Here is a 14,496-nt window from a genome sequence, read left to right on the forward strand (position 1 = left end):
CCGGTGCTCCACGTTGTCCTGTACGAGCCGGAGATACCGCCGAACACCGGCAATATCATCCGGCTCTGCGCCAACACCGGCTGCCAGCTGCATCTGATCGAACCGCTGGGGTTTTCCCTCGAAGACAAGCAGATGCGGCGGGCCGGGCTGGATTACAGCGAGTACGCCACGGTCAGGATCCACAAGAACTACCAGGACTTTCTGGCCAGCGAGCAACCCGCACGCCTGTTCGGGCTGACCACCAAAGGCAGTACTCACTACCATCAGGTGAGCTATCATGACGGAGACTACCTGATGTTCGGCCCGGAAACCCGGGGCCTGCCCGCCGACATCCGTGAAGGCCTTCTGCCTGACCATCGCCTGCGGGTTCCAATGCAGCCGGAAAGCCGGAGCCTGAATCTCTCCAACACAGCAGCCCTGGTGGTTTACGAGGCCTGGCGGCAGCTAGGATTCCCGGGTGCCAGATAAGCATTCGGGAGCCCCCCACGCCGGGGCACCACCATAGGGTAACCTTCATCCAACTCAATCACCCTGGCCGTAAACCCGTAGACGGCTTCAAGCAGGTCAGGCGTAAGCACCTCCCTGGCTGAGCCTTCGTGAACAAGACATCCGGCCTTCATCACCAGCAGGCGATCCGCAAACTGGGCGGCAAGGTTCAGGTCGTGTACAACCGCCAGTACGGCTATGCCCTGGTTCTTCGCCAGGCGATGAACAAGCTCCAGCACCATTTGCTGATGCGCCGGGTCAAGGGCGGATGTGCATTCATCCAGCAACAGCAGCCTGTCTCCAGGACTATCCATGATCTGGGCCAGAACCCGTGCCAGTTGCAGTCGCTGCTGCTCACCCCCTGACAGAGCGGGAACCAGCCGATGCCTCAGGTGACCAATATCCAGTTCGCTCATCAGCTGATCGACCACGGGGTCACTGCCAACAGACGCTGTTTTGGGTCGGCCAAGGCGTACGACCTCCTCCACCGTCAACGGAAAATTCACCTCCACCCTCTGGGGCATCACGGCACGCTGCCGTGCCAGCCATTCCGGGCGCCATTGTCCAAGCTCCCGGCCTGCAAGACGGACACTCCCAACGTAGGGAAGATCGCCACTGATCGCCTTCAGCAACGTTGATTTACCAGCGCCATTCGGACCCAGGAGCATCAACAGCTCTCCTGCCCGCAGGTAACAATCGATGTCATTCACGATCCGGGAACGCCCCAGTGAGACGCTGACGCTGTTAACGGAAAGAACCATCAGATCACCTTTGTCCTCAACAGAAGTGCCAGGAAGAAGGGCCCACCGACCAGCGCCATCATCAGGCCAATGGGCAACTCCGCCGGCGCTACCACCACCCTTGCCAGGGAATCGGCGGCCACCAGAAGGGTCCCCCCCACCAGGGCACTGAGCGGCAACACCACCCGGTGACTGGCCCCGAGCAACTGACGAACCAGGTGGGGCACCACCAACCCGACAAACCCGATCAACCCACTTACAGCAACAGCCGCTCCGACCCCCAGGCCGACCACCAGGATAGCGGCCTTCTTGACGGTATCAGTGCGGTAACCCAGATGCCCGACCACCGACTCTCCCAGTAAAAAAGCATCCAGTGGGCGGGCCAGCAAGGGAGCGACACACAATGCCAACAGCATGAATGGAGCGCCCACCAAAAGATCGTCCCAGCCGGCGTGGCCGAGGCTGCCCATGGTCCAGAAGGTCAGCGAACGCAGCTCTTCATCGTTGGCGTAAAACGTCAGAAGACCAGTGGCGGCACCTGCCACGGCGTTAATCGCGATACCGGCCAGTAGCAGGGTTGCCACCGAGGTCTGCCCGAACCGATTGGCAATGCGCCAGGCCAGCAGCACAGTACAGCTGCCTCCGAAAAAAGCCGCAATGGGCAGAGCCCATTCGCCAGTCATGGCCAGCCAGCCACCAAGCCAGGTATTGCCCAGCACGATCACCGCAATAGCGGCCAGGGACGCACCGGCGGAGACCCCGATCAGCCCCGGGTCGGCCAATGGATTGCGAAACAGGCCCTGCAGAAGGGCCCCCGAGACCGCCAGCACCGCTCCGACCAGAAAACCCAGCAAGAGTCTCGGCATGCGCACTTCCAGCAGGACCATTGACGCTACCGGATCGCTGGCTTCACGGCTGGTGATCACGCTCAGGATATCAGCGACCGCCAGCGGATAGGCTCCACTAGTGATGGACACCAGGGCCACAATAACCGCAGCTGAGATCACAATCGCGAGGGATGGCGCAAAACCGAGTCGGCCTGCGGCGTCACGAATCATTGGCTGCCACATCCGATGGCGCAGGCAATACTTCGTTCACCGCAGCCATCGCATCGGGTAGGCGCGGGCCGAAACCCAACAGCATCATGCTGTCTGCCACCAGCCGGCGCCCGTTTTGCCAGGCGTCAAGACGCTCCACCTCCGGCCAGGATCGGATCTCGAACTGGCCCGGTGTGGATTCCGCAATCACAATGGCATCCGGCTGCGAGGCCAGGATCGCTTCCCGATTTGCCGGCTTATAGCCCTGGATTCCGGACACCGCATTTACCGCGTCGATAGCGTCCAGCAGTGCTGTAGCAGCCGTGCCCTCCCCCGCCAGCATCACCGAGTGATTACCTGCTGCAAGAATAAAGAGCACCTTTGGCTCGCTTCCCCTGGCCGACGATGCCTGCTGAATCCGGTTGATCTTTGACCGCAGGTCAGCAGCCAGCCGCACAGCCCTTTCTTCGCTTCCCAGCAAGCTGCCCACAGACTCGATCCGCTCCAGTGCTGCTTTCGGCGTCCATGCCGAAGGCAGCTTCTCCACTTGAACACCGGCCCTTGCCAGGCGGTCCAGATTCTCTTCCGGAGCGGCCTGCTCGGAGGTAATCAACAGATCCGGCTTCAGGGCCAGCACTCCTTCAAAGGGCAGCGCCCTCAGGTAACCGACCTTCGGAAGAGACTCGGTCTGTTCCGGATATCCGCTGGTGGTGTCCACCCCCACCAACAGTGACTCCAGACCCAGCCGATAGACGATCTCGGTAATGGCGCCGTCAGCGGTCACAACCCGGGGCGGATCTCCCGCTTGAGCGGAAGACACGAATACTGTCGCCAACAGGAACCACGCAACAACCCGAAAGATCATGACAACGTCTCCAGCGCGGCCGCCTGTTCCCGCCAGAGCCCGGATTCCGGGGTACCCGGCTTACGCTCCCCGAACACCGTCAACACCAGCTCGCCGTCGGCATTGAACGCTTCCACAGAGGTAATGATGCCGTCTGCGGAGGGGCGCCGGACCAGCCACCAGTGCCGGATTGATTTGGTGTTGGCGTGCAAGTTAAAGCCGGTGTCCAGAACGTTCATCCAGGGACCGGTGCGGCGCAAATTGGCCACCTTGCCCGTGAAAATCTGCACGATCCCGGGATTGCCGACGAAGAACATAGCTGGGCACTGAGCATCCCGAAGCAGCTCCAGTAGCCGGTCCAGCACGTCGCCATCGGTTCGCTCAAGCTCGGTAGCCCATTCGCCTCTCAACAGTTCCAGCGCCGTCAGCCGATCAGTACCGGCCCGTTTCAGAAGCGCACCGAAATGATGGACATCCTTGAGCTCCCGCCAGCCCTCGCGAAGAACCTCCGCGTTAACCGCTTCTGGCGCGACCCGTTGAGGAACCGGGCGGGTGCCCTGAGGCTTGAACGGCCGCAGCTCTTGATCTGCGAAGGAATGGACCAGGCGCTCCCATGCCTCGCTATCGGTATCGGCAACCCGGTAGATTTTGTGGACCGCAGCCCCGTACTGGTCGAAGAACTGCAGACTCTCCCTCGAACCGGAGCGAACCTTTTCGTGCACCCGGTAGCCATAGGCCCAGTGTTTGAAAAACACGCGGATGTCGATCTCACCAACGGCCAGCCCCATGGCCCCGGACCTTCCGCTGGTGAAATCCTTGAAGGTGCCGGTCACTTCATGGACCACTTCGTTGTTGCGGCTCAGAATCATGACCGGACCGACGTTCTCAAGGGCCTTGAGAAGATCCCCGAAATTGTCCTTGAGAGGAATCAGTGCGTCGCCGCCACGCAGCCGAACCAATTCCATCTCGCTCACCCCCAACTTATCCGCCATCTGACGGACCCTCATATTTGGCTCTGCTTCCTCCAGTGTCCGCCAGCGCGCTGCGAGCGAATCGGTTGCTGTGCCTGTTGCCATCGCTGTCTGTTGCATGGGATTACTCCTGCGCCTGCTGAAGTTCAACGGGCAACCAACGCACCGTGGGCTGGCCACTTGTTCCGTTCTGGTCGTAGTAGCCGACAATCTGCAGCGCCCAGACCGTCGACTCAGGATCATCGGCATCGGCCTTAATCAGGAAGGTCCGGAAATTCGGCCAGATCTTATGCTGATTGGTCAGGTTGTAGGCGTACCAGGTGTTATCCGTGAATACCCCGCCGGTTGAGTCCGTGTTATAGAGCTGTGGAACACCCGGATCGCTGTCATTGGCAGAAAGTTCGGCCCAGGTCATCGGGTCGGAGGCGCCGCCACTGCCGTTGCCGGATACCCCGCTGTTGGATTTCAGATACCAGTCGCGACCGGAGAAGCCGACCTGGACATCCCAGACCTCGCTGGTTTCACAATCGACAACGGAAGCAGAGTCAAAATCGAAGCAAACATCCCCTCCGTCGTTCTCGGCGTACCCTGTTGGCGCAGTGAACGTTACCGGGGAACTACCAAATTGGGTCGCGCCCGCTGCCTGCACATCAAACTCGAAAGTGAACTCTCGAATACCAGGTATACTTGTATCCCGAGTCGGAAAGTCGAAGTCGACAACCCGCATTCGGGCATAGCTGTTTCCCTCAGCAGAGCGCACCAGATAGCCAACATCTTCGGCCTCGCTGATCACGCCCGTGGCAAAGTCGTATTGAGACCAGCTATCTGAAGACCCAAACGCACTGGCGAAGGCATCCTCCTGCCAGCTCCCCGGTGCTTCGAGAATGCCCAGCAGATGTTCCTCCTCGGAGTTGTCGGTCGCGTTGGTGAACACGTTCGCATCGGGATCACCGCTACCGTCATAGAAATCGTCCTGGGCAATTGCCAGGGCGCCAACAACGCTGCCATTTCCGGAAGCACCACTGTTCACCTTGAAGTTCAAACGGTTCGCCGCGATCTGCCAATCGTCGCCTTCCTCCACCATCTCTCCGGTTTCCAGATTCAGGTAGACGGTCTCAGTTGCCGCAGGCATCAACTGCTCAGAAAAACGGCTGACATTATCTGCATCGTTCTCGGCGATGGAGTTGTCGCTGCCCCCGCCACAAGCCGTTAGAGCCAGGGCAGCCAGCACAATGGCCGGGGGTCTGGTATCAAAAAGATCCATGGATATCTCCTTCCTATCGTTTTTTTGGTGGTCAGGCATCATTCGCCAAAGGAAACCGTCAGCCCGGCGTAGAGAAAACGCCCGGCAACCGGTCTGAAATCTTCGCTGGCATTGGAAAAATCGCGCTGTTCGTCGGTGATGTTGTCAGCCCCGGCAAACAGCCGGAGCTGGTCTGAAAACCGGTAATTCAGTTTAAGGTCGGCTGTTGTATACCCCGGGGATTCGGTTCCGGCAGCAGCATCCACGAACTCTTTACTCTGGTAGCGAAGCCGGGCGCTCCAGGACAGGCCTTGCAGTCCAAGCGGACCATCCAGTCCGAGGCGGGCCTGATGCCTCGGGCGGCGATTGAGTTCATCGCCGGTCGCTACATCTTCGGTTCGGGTCAGGGTATAGCCGGCGGTGAGCCGCCAGTTCCCGGAGGGTTCCCAGCCAGCGGTGGTCTCGACCCCCCAGGTCCTTGCCTCGGCAAGATTTTCATAACTGAAAACCTGAACACCGTCGTTCCGTGCCTGGGTGGCCTCAGCATCGGGTGAAGTCTGAATCAACTGCTTGATGTCGTTAACGAAGGCGTTCGCTTCCAGCCACATCGTCCGGTTCCAGGACAGCCCCCCGCCAAACTGATAGCTGACGGACTCCTCCGGCTGCAAATCGGGAGTCCCCTGCACGATGTAGCCAAGCTGGCTGTGGTCAAAGGTAAAATGCCGTTCCTTCAGATTCGGAACCCGGTATCCGGCGCCAACACCACCACGAAGAAAGCCGGTCAGGGAATCGCTCCGGATCAGGTCGTAACGCGCATTGATCTTCGGTGCCGAGTGGGTTCCGAAATCGGAGTCATTCTGGAGCCGGACGCCGGGTACCAACTCAAGATTCGCGGTGGGCATCCAGGTGTCCTGAACCCAGACTTCCTGGCTCTCACGTTGTCGGCGAGGTTCGGCGCCCAGCTCGGAAGCGCCGTCCTTGGTCTGATTGAGCGTTTCGCGATTGAAATCGACACCACCCTGCAGGTGGTGACTGAGCCCTACCGGCTTGCCCAGATGGGCCGAGAAACGGGACAACCTGGATTCGGCACGACGGTCATCAAAGACCCCGCCGCCGGTATACTTCAAGGTATCGTCGTTCAGGATCTCATGGACGGCGGACCAACCGGCACGCAAATCGGAATTGCGACCATGATCGCCAGAGAGGGTATAGCGGGTGCGAGTGACCGCTTCATCCTTACCCTGATTGACGAAAAAAGGCGGGTTGCGTTCGGTGAACCGTGACCCGGACTCCTCCTCGAACCGGGCGACCGCGGCGCTCAGTCGGTGGTTGCCGCTCGGAGACCAGTCGGTGCGGAAGCTGATATCGGTGCGATCATATTCATCACCCGGGCGGGCCCAGGTCTCCGGTTCCGGATCAATGCCATCGGAATGCTGGTGTGACGCAGATAAACGCAGGGCCAGCTGTTCATTGCCTCCCTGGATAGTGGCCCGGGCCGAATATCGCGCAGGGTCGGCTTTTTCGCCGGAGGGGTTCTGATCGCCATAGCTACCGATATCGGTGGTGAACTGACCGGAGAGCCCGGAGGCCGGTGGACGAGTAATAATGTTAACGACCCCACCAATACCGGCACTACCGTATTGAGCCGACACCGCCCCTTTGACCAATTCAACACGCTCGATATCAAGAACAGCCAACTGGCTGACATCGACCGATGAACCAGTCGTAGCAGTAATTGGCATACCATCGATCAGCACTAGAACCCGGTCAGCCTCAACGCCCTGCAACCAAACCTCATACCCGGGCTTTCCGTGAATTTCCCTCAACTGAAGCCCAGGCACGTTCTCCAGCGCCTCTTTCACACTTCGCGCATGGGTTTTCTCAAGTTCTTGAGCGGTGACGACCTCGGTGCGTACAGGAGCATCCAACAACTTACGCTCCGTTCTCGTTCCAGTGACAACCAGCTCATCCAGATAGAAGGCCTCGGCAACCAGATTGCCGGAGCCTCCTAAAAGCAAAAAGAACAGCGACCACCGCCGGAGACCGTCTTTTGAATTCATCATGACCACTCACCAATAAACGTAATGCGAACGATTATTGTTTAGTTTTTGTTATAGATCAAGTGCCATCGACGAATATCAAGCGAACACAAAAAAACCGGCCTTGGCCGGTTTTTCAAATTTCCAGAAGGCTAAACGTTTAATGGGTCTGCTCTTCTTTTGCTTCGCCTGCGGCTTCTTCCTGCTTGCGTTTGAGCGCCTGGGCGTAGATGGCGTCAAAGTTCACCGGCGCCAGCATCAAGGCCGGGAAGCTGCCTTTGTTGACGATACCGTCAATGGCTTCACGAGCATAAGGGAACAGAATGGTCGGGCAGTAAGCTCCCAGCATCTGGCCCAGCTGCGGACCTTCAATACCGGAAACCATAAACACGCCCGCCTGCTGAATTTCAACAATGTAAGCGACTTTCTCGCCCATTTTGGCGGTAACGGTCAGGGACAACACCACTTCAAACTGGTTGTCGCTGATCTTGTTATGGGACGTGTTCAGATCCAGGTTTACCTGCGGCTTCCACTGCTCCTGAAAAACTGTCGGAGCATTCGGGGATTCAAAAGACAGGTCCTTCACATAGATACGCTGAAGGGCAAACTGGGGTTGGTTCTGGTTTTCATTGCCTGCGGCTTGCGGATTCTCAGCCATGATCAGTCCTTTCGTTCTCGTAGTAAGGGCGAGGCCCGTTGTTATCGTCACATATGCCGGAACAGTCTACTTCCAGGCTCCGGCCGGTAATGTGAAACAGTGCGTCAGATCGCCAATCAGATCAAGCCCTGTTATTTCTTTACCAGCGGCAGGTTGCTGGCTTTCCAGTCGGCAATGCCGCCGTTCAGCCGCAGCACATTGGCGTAACCTTCGGCCTTCAACTGCTTGACCGCCATGGCGGAGTGCTGGCCCATTTTGTCCGCCACTATAATCTGCTTGTCCTTGAACTTACTCAGCTCATTGGCCCGTGTCTTGATGCTGTTCAGAGGAATGTTAACAGAGCCGGTAATCCGACCTTCCCCGAATTCCTTACGGTCACGTATATCCACGACCACGGCCTCATCCTTGTTGATCAGCGACACCGCACCCTGGGCTGAAATCTTGGCACCACCCCGGCGCGACTCCAGCAACAGAATAGCGATCAGAAAGGCCACGAACAGTGATACCAGAATGTAGTGATTAACAACGAATTCAAACAAACGGTCCATGAAACTACCCTGAAAATTGGTTTGGCCGGATTATACACACCCACGCACGGTCAAAGAAGGCGGGGTAAACCGCGTGGCCTGCACAAATGAAAACGGTTACAATCTGATCCCTATTTTACATTGTTACTTCGCAACCAACCGGACGAAATAATGACCGAGACGCGCAAGCCCACTGCACTGATCATTCTCGACGGCTGGGGCCACCGTGACCCGGCCGAGGACAACGCCATCTCCAACGCCCGGACCCCGTTCTGGGACAAGCTCTGGCAGAATCAGCCCAAAACCCTGATCAATACCTCGGGCATGTTTGTGGGGCTGCCCCAGGGCCAGATGGGTAACTCGGAAGTCGGTCACATGAATCTTGGCGCCGGCCGGGTGGTCTACCAGAGCCTGACGCGGATCGACAAAGATCTGCAAGACGGCCTGTTCCAGAAAAACGAAGCCTTGTGTAATGCCATCGCCAAAGCCGTTGCTAAAGGCAAAGCCGTGCACATCTTGGGCCTGCTGTCGCCCGGCGGTGTTCACTGCCATGAAGATCACATGTTGGCCGCCGCCGAAGTGGCCGCCGCCCATGGCGCTAAAGAAGTCTACATCCACGCCTTTCTGGACGGCCGCGACATGCCACCGCGCAGCGCCCGCCCGTCTCTGGAAAAGGCCGCCGCCAAAATGAAGAGTCTCGGTGTCGGCCGGGTAGCCACCATTGTCGGCCGCTACTTTGCCATGGACCGCGACAATCGCTGGGAACGCGTTGAATCCGCTTACAATGCCATGACCCTGGCCGATACCGAATTTACCTGCGAAGACCCGGTCATGGCACTGGAGCAGGCATACGAGCGCGGTGAAAATGACGAATTCGTCAAGGCCACCCACATCCATGCCGAAGGCCAGCCTGCCGGCACCATCAACGACGGCGACGCCGTGTTGTTTATGAACTTCCGTGCTGACCGCGCCCGGGAAATGACCCGCACCTTCGTCGATAAAGACTTCGACGGCTTTGACCGTCGCAAGCAGCCGCAACTGGCTGACTTTGTGATGCTTACCGAATACGCCGCCGATATTGAAACCTCTTGCGCCTATCCGCCTGAGCAACTGACCAACGGTCTCGGCGAGTACCTGGCCACCCAAGGGAAAACCCAGCTGCGCATCGCCGAAACCGAGAAATACGCCCACGTAACATTCTTTTTTAACGGTGGCATGGAAACACCGTTTGCGGGCGAAGATCGCATTCTGGTGCCATCACCCAAAGTGGCCACTTACGACCTGCAGCCGGAAATGAGCGCGCCCGAAGTCACTGACAAACTGGTCGAAGCCATCAAGAGCGGAAAGTACGACCTTATCGTGTGCAACTACGCCAACGGTGACATGGTGGGCCACACTGGCAAACTGGATGCGGCCATCAAGGCCGCCGAGTGCCTGGACCAATGTGTTCAACGCGTCGTCGAGGCGCTCGATGAAGTGGGCGGTGAATCGCTGATCACCGCCGACCACGGCAACTGCGAGCAGATGAGCGACCCGAACTCGGGCCAGGTGCATACCTCCCACACCATCGGCCCAGTGCCACTGGTTTACACCGGCCACCGAACGCTCACCTTGAAAGATGGCGGCAGCCTGAGCGATATCGCACCCACACTGCTGGCCCTGATGGGGGACACGCCACCAAAAGAAATGACCGGCCACAACCTGGCAGACCTGGCCTGATCCGGCGGCGAGCCCACCCCATGCTGATGCGCTCCGCGATACTGGCGTTGGCCCTCTTCCTGGGGGCCTCGCTGGCTCATGCCGAACAGGACGTTACCCCGGCGCAGGTAGAAGCGCTGAAAAAGCGTATTGACAGCATTGACAAATGGCTGGTCAGCGCTGAACGCAGCCGCTCTAACCTCGAAAAGCAGCTGGTCGCTACCGAGCGCAGAATAAGCGAACTGACCCGCGAACGCCGAAGCCTGAGAGTTCAGGCTGATCAACAGCAACAACGACTGACGGAACTGCAAAAACAGGAAAACCAACTTGCCAATACGCTTGAGCAGCAACGCGAAGGCCTGAAAAAACAGATTCGTGCCGCCTGGATGGAAGGCGACGCCCCCGCCCTGAAAATCCTGCTCAACGAAATCGAACCGGGCATGATCGCGCGCACCATGACCTATTACGAATATCTGAGCCGGGACACCGTCGAACGCCTTGAGGCTTTTCAGGCCAGCCTGCGGGAACTGAAAGCAGCCAGGGCCGCAGTGCAGGCCAGCCGGGTAGAGTTGGCAAAGACCGAAACCAGCCTGGAGCAGCGCCAGCAACAGCTGGCCGACACCCGAAAAGAAAGGGAACAAACCCTGGCCGCACTCGATGCCGATATCCGCTCCCGCCGCGGTGAACGGAAAGACCTGGACGCTGACCGCAAACGCCTGGAGCGGCTGCTCGACGAAGTTCAGCAAGCCATCGCCAGCATACCGGCCCCCAACGAATCCAGGCCATTCAAGTCCCTTCGCAACCGCTTGCCCTGGCCCGCCAATGGCCGCGTGGTCAGCCACTACGGCGCAGCCTATGCCGAGGGCAAGTTACGCCGAAGTGGTTTTATTATGAACACCCAGGAAGAAGCAGAAATCAAAGCGGTACATTATGGCCGTGTGGTTTTTGCTAACTGGCTCCGGGGTTTTGGCCTGATAACCATCATTGATCACGGCGATGGCTTCCTGACCCTGTACGGCCATAGCAGCAGTCTTTTTACCGCACCCGGCGACTGGGTGGCGGCAGGTGAAACCGTTGCCCTGGCAGGCCGCACCGGTGGCACCGAAGACCCGGCGCTCTATTTTGAAGTGCGCCAGAACGGCAAACCGGTTAACCCCCGCAGTTGGCTGGGCAAACCCTGAAGCAAGGGGCTGACAAACGGCCTGTCGGGCGCCATACTGTCTTGAGCACCAGCCAGTCCAACTTGCGGAAACTCAACAGGATATGTGAATGAAACGGGTCAGAAGTACATTCAATAACTCACCACTGCGTTGCCTCACCCTTGCCGCCTGTTTGTTTGCCGCGCCCGGACTGGCACTGGCACAAGACCCGGAAGCTCAGACCCAACAAATTCTGGAGGGCATTCAGAACGGGGAAAGGGTACAGATTCAGCTTCCTGATCCAGAAGAACAGTTACCACTGGACGAATTAAGAAAATTCACCGAAGTCTTCAGCCGCATCAAAGCGGCCTATGTTGAAGAAGTGTCGGACCGCAAGCTGCTGGAAAGCGCCATCAAAGGCATGCTTTCCGACCTGGACCCGCATTCCACCTACCTGGCACCCAAAGACTACGAACAGCTTGAAGAAAGCACCTCTGGTGAGTTCGGCGGCCTGGGCATCGAAGTCGGCATGGAAAACGGCTTTATCAAAGTGATCGCTCCGATCGATGACACGCCCGCCCAAAAAGCTGGCGTTCTGGCCGGCGACCTGATCATCAAACTGGGTGACAAACCGGTCAAGGGCATGTCGCTTGAGGAGGCCGTAAAACTGATGCGCGGCAAACCCGGCACCGTGATCACCCTCACCATCATGCGTGATGGCGAAGTCGGGCCCATCGAGATTGACGTAACTCGCGATGTCATCAAGGTGACCAGCATAAAGTCCCGGATGATTGAAAATGGCTATGGCTATGTTCGTATCACACAGTTCCAGGCCGAAACCGGTTCTCAATTCCGGCAGGCCCTGATCGGACTGGAAGAAGAGTACGGTAGTGACCTTGACGGCCTGGTCATTGATGTACGAAACAATCCGGGTGGCGTCTTGCAGGCCGCCGTTGAAACCTCAGATGCACTGCTGGATGAAGGCCTGATCGTCTACACCGAAGGCCGGATTCAGAGTTCGCGCCTGCGCTTCAGCGCCAAAGCTGGCGATATCATGGAGGGCACGCCGATCGTGGTCCTGATCAATGGCGGTTCCGCCTCGGCATCTGAAATTCTGGCCGGGGCACTCCAGGATCACGGTCGTGCGGTAATCATGGGCACCCAGTCGTTCGGCAAAGGCAGCGTGCAAACCGTTATTCCACTGGATGAGACTCACGCCATCAAGATGACGACGGCCCGCTATTTCACCCCTGACGGCCGCTCTATCCAGGCCACCGGAATCAAACCTGACATTGTGGTTCGTCCAGCGGAACTGACCGAACTTGATGGCCGGCCATTCTTCACCGAAGCTGACCTTAGTGGCCACCTTGAAGGTGGCAACGAAGGTGACAGCCGTGATAAACAGGATCAGGACACCGAATCCCAGGCCTCCGCCGCAGAGCGTGACTATCAGCTGAATTCTGCTTTGAACCTGCTCAAAGGTATGAACATTCTCAACCGCAAAGAGCAGGACAAGAATCAGTGAACTTATTGAAAACCATGGCGCTGATGGCTGGTCTTACCGCCAGCCCAGCGGTGCTATCTGACCCACCGGCCAGCCAACAGTTTCCACCAACCATCGCCATCATCATTGATGACATGGGCCACAACCGTTATGAAGGTGAGCGACTGGCACAGATGGATCAGCCGCTGACACTGGCGTTTCTGCCCTATCTGAGGCACACCGTTCCCTTGGCCAAGCTGGCTTACCAGCAGAACAAAGAAATTATGCTGCACGCCCCCATGGCCAATACCCGCAACTTTGGCCTTGGCCAGGGCGGCCTGACCCCAGACATGGATGAAGCCACGCTGACCCGAACGCTCAGGCGTTCGTTGCAGTCGATTCCCCATGTCAGCGGCGTCAACAATCACATGGGCAGCCTGCTGACTCAGCAGCTCCGGCCCATGGACTGGATCATGCAAGAACTGCATCGCTACCCAGTGTATTTTGTCGACAGCCGAACCATTGCCAGCTCTATCGCCGGCAGTGTCGCAACTGCCTACCAGATTCCAAGCCTGACCCGCGATGTGTTTCTGGACCATGAACAAACCGAAGAGTTTGTCGATCAGCAATTCAAACTGTTGATCAAGACTGCCAAAGAAAACGGCACGGCTATCGGCATAGGCCACCCGCACAAGGTCACCGTGGACTATCTGGCAAAGCATTTGCCAGAACTGGATGAGCAGGGCATCGCCATCGCTACGATCAGCGGTATCTGGGCTATGCGCAATGGTAATCAGAAAATGTTTGCGGAAGGTGAAAAGCAGGCCATTCGGCCCGCTTATGCGAGAAGTAATTAATCGCGGACTTCGATGCCCTGAGCCTTCATAAAGGCCTTGGCTTCGGGAATGGTATGCTGAGCGAAGTGAAAGATAGATGCTGCCAGCACGGCATCCGCGCCACCCTTGATAACGCCATCTGCAAGGTGCTGGAGTTCACCGACACCCCCTGAGGCAATCACCGGCACTACAACCGCATCGCTGATTGCACGGGTGAGCCCCAGATCAAAACCAACCTTGGTGCCATCACGGTCCATGCTGGTAAGCAGCAGCTCCCCTGCTCCCATTTCCACCATTTTCCTGGCCCAGTCAACAGCGTCCAGTCCGGTCGGCTTGCGACCGCCGTGAGTGAAAATTTCCCAGCGCGGCTCCTCGCCTTCAGCACCGACGCGCTTGGCATCGATAGCCACCACAATGCACTGGCGGCCAAAGCGATCCGCCGCCTCCCGCACAAATTCCGGATTAAATACCGCCGCGGTGTTGATCGACACTTTATCGGCGCCTGCATTCAATAACCTACGAATGTCGTCTACAGTACGCACACCACCGCCAACGGTCAGTGGAATGAACACTTCCGACGCCATTCGCTCCACGGTTTCATAGGTGGTGTCGCGGCTTTCGTGACTGGCGGTAATGTCCAGGAAGGTTATTTCATCGGCGCCCTGCTCGTTGTAGCGGCGCGCGACCTCTACCGGGTCGCCGGCATCGCGGATATCAACAAAGTTGACGCCTTTGACCACTCGGCCTTTATCGACGTCCAGGCAGGGAATGATGCGTTTTGCCAATGCCATAATA

The 14,496-nt window shown here is 58.0% G+C and carries 14 protein-coding genes; 5 read left to right on the forward strand and 9 right to left on the reverse strand.

Features of this window, described 5'->3' with window-relative positions:
* Positions 1-3 precede the first annotated feature (3 nt).
* Entirely contained in the window at positions 4-468 is a 465-nt protein-coding gene (gene trmL / locus C7H08_RS07475) for a tRNA (uridine(34)/cytosine(34)/5-carboxymethylaminomethyluridine(34)-2'-O)-methyltransferase TrmL (protein WP_106671119.1), read from the forward strand.
* Here trmL and C7H08_RS07480 read toward each other — a convergent pair.
* The 8 genes from C7H08_RS07480 to C7H08_RS07515 form a co-directional block, all read right to left on the reverse strand.
* Positions 426-1,247: a heme ABC transporter ATP-binding protein gene (locus tag C7H08_RS07480; protein ID WP_106671120.1), complete on the reverse strand. Its 822-nt coding sequence runs from the start codon at positions 1,245-1,247 to the stop codon at positions 426-428. The two genes, trmL and C7H08_RS07480, sit on opposite strands and share 43 nt — an antisense overlap.
* Positions 1,247-2,284: a FecCD family ABC transporter permease gene (locus C7H08_RS07485; RefSeq protein ID WP_106671121.1), complete on the reverse strand. Its 1,038-nt coding sequence runs from the start codon at positions 2,282-2,284 to the stop codon at positions 1,247-1,249. Before C7H08_RS07485 ends, C7H08_RS07480 begins: the two co-directional genes overlap by 1 nt.
* Positions 2,274-3,128, reverse strand: coding sequence for a heme/hemin ABC transporter substrate-binding protein (locus C7H08_RS07490; protein ID WP_227663142.1), 855 nt, complete (start codon positions 3,126-3,128; stop codon positions 2,274-2,276). The genes C7H08_RS07485 and C7H08_RS07490 overlap by 11 nt, the downstream gene beginning before the upstream one ends.
* The gene (locus tag C7H08_RS07495; RefSeq protein ID WP_106671122.1) at positions 3,125-4,198 is read right to left on the reverse strand and encodes a hemin-degrading factor; all 1,074 of its coding nucleotides are present in this window, start codon (positions 4,196-4,198) and stop codon (positions 3,125-3,127) included. The genes C7H08_RS07490 and C7H08_RS07495 overlap by 4 nt, the downstream gene beginning before the upstream one ends.
* Positions 4,199-4,202: 4 nt before the next feature.
* Positions 4,203-5,342 (reverse strand): HmuY family protein, encoded by a 1,140-nt coding sequence (locus tag C7H08_RS07500; protein WP_165793946.1) that lies wholly within the window; start codon positions 5,340-5,342, stop codon positions 4,203-4,205.
* 38 nt (positions 5,343-5,380) lie between these two features.
* Complete coding sequence (locus tag C7H08_RS07505; RefSeq protein ID WP_052503163.1) at positions 5,381-7,384, reverse strand: TonB-dependent receptor plug domain-containing protein; 2,004 nt, start codon at positions 7,382-7,384, stop codon at positions 5,381-5,383.
* 136 nt (positions 7,385-7,520) lie between these two features.
* Complete coding sequence (gene secB, locus C7H08_RS07510) at positions 7,521-8,018, reverse strand: protein-export chaperone SecB (RefSeq protein WP_106671124.1); 498 nt, start codon at positions 8,016-8,018, stop codon at positions 7,521-7,523.
* Between the two features lie 131 nt (positions 8,019-8,149).
* A complete protein-coding gene (locus C7H08_RS07515) occupies positions 8,150-8,566 on the reverse strand; it encodes a rhodanese-like domain-containing protein (protein WP_106671125.1) in 417 nt (138 codons plus the stop codon).
* Between the two features lie 150 nt (positions 8,567-8,716).
* Between C7H08_RS07515 and gpmI the strand changes: the two genes are divergently transcribed.
* The 4 genes from gpmI (at position 8,717) to C7H08_RS07535 (ending at position 13,722) form a co-directional block, all read left to right on the forward strand.
* On the forward strand, positions 8,717-10,264 hold the full coding sequence (gene gpmI, locus C7H08_RS07520) for a 2,3-bisphosphoglycerate-independent phosphoglycerate mutase (RefSeq protein ID WP_106671126.1): 1,548 nt from the start codon (positions 8,717-8,719) through the stop codon (positions 10,262-10,264).
* Between the two features lie 20 nt (positions 10,265-10,284).
* On the forward strand, positions 10,285-11,424 hold the full coding sequence (locus C7H08_RS07525) for a murein hydrolase activator EnvC family protein (RefSeq protein ID WP_227663143.1): 1,140 nt from the start codon (positions 10,285-10,287) through the stop codon (positions 11,422-11,424).
* Between the two features lie 88 nt (positions 11,425-11,512).
* Positions 11,513-12,907 carry a S41 family peptidase gene (locus C7H08_RS07530; RefSeq protein ID WP_106671127.1) on the forward strand — a complete coding sequence of 465 codons (1,395 nt, stop codon included), beginning with the start codon at positions 11,513-11,515 and terminating at the stop codon, positions 12,905-12,907.
* Between the two features lie 23 nt (positions 12,908-12,930).
* Positions 12,931-13,722 carry a divergent polysaccharide deacetylase family protein gene (locus C7H08_RS07535; protein ID WP_243411425.1) on the forward strand — a complete coding sequence of 264 codons (792 nt, stop codon included), beginning with the start codon at positions 12,931-12,933 and terminating at the stop codon, positions 13,720-13,722.
* Here the strand turns inward: C7H08_RS07535 and hisF are convergent.
* Entirely contained in the window at positions 13,719-14,492 is a 774-nt protein-coding gene (gene hisF, locus C7H08_RS07540; protein ID WP_106671128.1) for an imidazole glycerol phosphate synthase subunit HisF, read from the reverse strand. The genes C7H08_RS07535 and hisF overlap by 4 nt on opposite strands.
* Positions 14,493-14,496: the final 4 nt, after the last annotated feature.

Origin of the sequence: Marinobacter halophilus, assembly GCF_003007685.1 — a bacterium.
Taxonomy (GTDB): Bacteria; Pseudomonadota; Gammaproteobacteria; order Pseudomonadales; family Oleiphilaceae; genus Marinobacter; species Marinobacter halophilus.